This is a genomic window from Rhizobium giardinii bv. giardinii H152 (genome assembly GCF_000379605.1).
In the GTDB taxonomy this organism is placed as follows: Bacteria; Pseudomonadota; Alphaproteobacteria; order Rhizobiales; family Rhizobiaceae; genus Pararhizobium; species Pararhizobium giardinii.
Genome location: NZ_KB902742.1, coordinates 1 through 1,744, shown reverse-complemented (window position 1 = coordinate 1,744; position 1,744 = coordinate 1). Strand labels below are relative to the sequence as shown.

The 1,744-nt window shown below is 58.1% G+C and carries 3 protein-coding genes; all 3 read right to left on the bottom strand.

What is annotated here, in order from left to right:
* A partial coding sequence (hypD, locus tag A3AY_RS0131895; RefSeq protein ID WP_018329729.1) for a hydrogenase formation protein HypD occupies positions 1 to 967 on the bottom strand: 967 nt, incomplete at its 3' end.
* Entirely contained in the window at positions 967 to 1,209 is a 243-nt protein-coding gene (locus A3AY_RS0131890; RefSeq protein WP_018329728.1) for a HypC/HybG/HupF family hydrogenase formation chaperone, read from the bottom strand. The genes A3AY_RS0131890 and hypD, both read right to left, overlap by 1 nt.
* Before the next feature lies 1 nt (position 1,210).
* Positions 1,211 to 1,744, bottom strand: a 534-nt coding sequence (hypB, locus tag A3AY_RS36700) for a hydrogenase nickel incorporation protein HypB (RefSeq protein WP_018329727.1), incomplete at its 5' end; no start/stop codon positions are given.

Sequence of the window (1,744 nt, the reverse complement as noted above, 5' to 3'; positions counted from 1 at the left end):
AAGATTTGACCTCGCGCGCCACCTTCGCTGACAGCGGGAAACGTTTCTCGGCATCAAAATCGGCGAACTCGTCACGAATGCGCAGGGCTGAATAGGGCACAGTGCCTAGTCCACGCCACTCGAATGATTGGCGCAGTTCCAGCACATCGCTGACAAGTTTCTGGGCCTTTAGGTTGCCCTCAGCGGTAACAACGCGGGCGTATTCATTCTCAACTTCATGGCGGCCATCATTGACCTGGCGGATAAGCATGAGCGTCGATTGCATGACATCAAGCGGCTCAAAGCCTGCAATCACAACCGGACGGGCGAACTCTTCAGCGAAATAATCATAAGGCGCAGAACCGATCACCGAGGAGACGTGCGAGGGTCCGAGAAAGCCGTCGATTTTGACAATGCCCAGATCACGCACCTCCGGCGAATCCAGAATGTGGGTGATGGCCGCAGGGGTAAGCACGTGGTTACAGAACACAGCGAAGTTGGTAAGGCCCTCGCTCCTCGCCTGAAGGATGGCGACGGCGGTCGGCGGGGTTGTTGTCTCGAATCCAATGGCGAAAAACACCACTTGGCGATCCGGATTGTCGCGGGCAATTTTTAGAGCGTCGAGCGTGGAATACACCATGCGAATGTCCGCGCCATCCGCCTTGGCGCGGATAAGCGAGCGCTGCTTGGTGCCCGGCACGCGCATCATATCCCCATAGGAGCACAGGATGACTCCGTACTTCTCCGCAAGTTCCACTGCATCATCGAGCCGGTTGACCGGCAGCACGCAAACCGGGCAGCCGGGACCGTGGACGAAATGTACATTCTCGGGCATCAGATCCTGAACGCCGTAGCGAAAAATTGCATGCGTATGCCCGCCGCAAAACTCCATGAAATGATAGTCACGCCCAGGTTCCGCCTCGCGCAAAATGGCGGCGGCAATCGTCTCGGCAAGTGCCCCGTCGCGAAATTCATCGACATATTTCATCACGCCATCTCCGCGATTTCTTCGGCGAGAATGCCGCTGTCCGCCATCAGTTGAAGGGTACGCGCCGCCTCTTCTTCGCTGACCTTGTGCAGCGCATAGCCGACATGGACGAGCACATAATCGCCAATCTCGGCATGATCGATAAGGGCCAGCGAGATGGTTTTGCGAATACCTTCAAGCGAGACAGTGGCCATGCACGCTTCATGCAGTGCAACGATTCTGGCTGGCAGGGCGAGGCACATGTCAGGCACCCTTTCCGGCAGTTTCGGCAAGCGCTGGCGAGCCGGTGAGCGCGACGTGTCGTGCCGCATTGAGCCAAGACAACCAAGCCGCCATGCCTTCGCCGGTCCGCGACGAGAGCGCCAGAATGCGAATGCGCGGGTTGATCTTGCGGGCGTTGGCAAGGCAAGTTTCGACATCAAATTCGAGGTGCGGCAGCAGGTCTGTCTTGGTCAGCAGCATAAGATCCGCTGCGTGGAACATGTCGGGATATTTGAGCGGCTTGTCCTCGCCTTCGGTCACTGAAAGGATAACCACCTTGTGCGCTTCACCCAGATCAAAGCCGGCCGGGCAAACGAGGTTCCCGACATTCTCGATGAACAGATAACCGCCGGAATGCAGCTCAAGCCGTTCCAGTGCGCGGGCGACCATCGAGGCGTCGAGATGGCAGCCCTTGCCGGTGTTAACCTGAATGGCCGGTGCGCCAGTGGCGCGTATGCGCTCGGCGTCGTTGGTTGTCTGCTGGTCACCTTCTATAACGGCGACCGGCTCTGACTT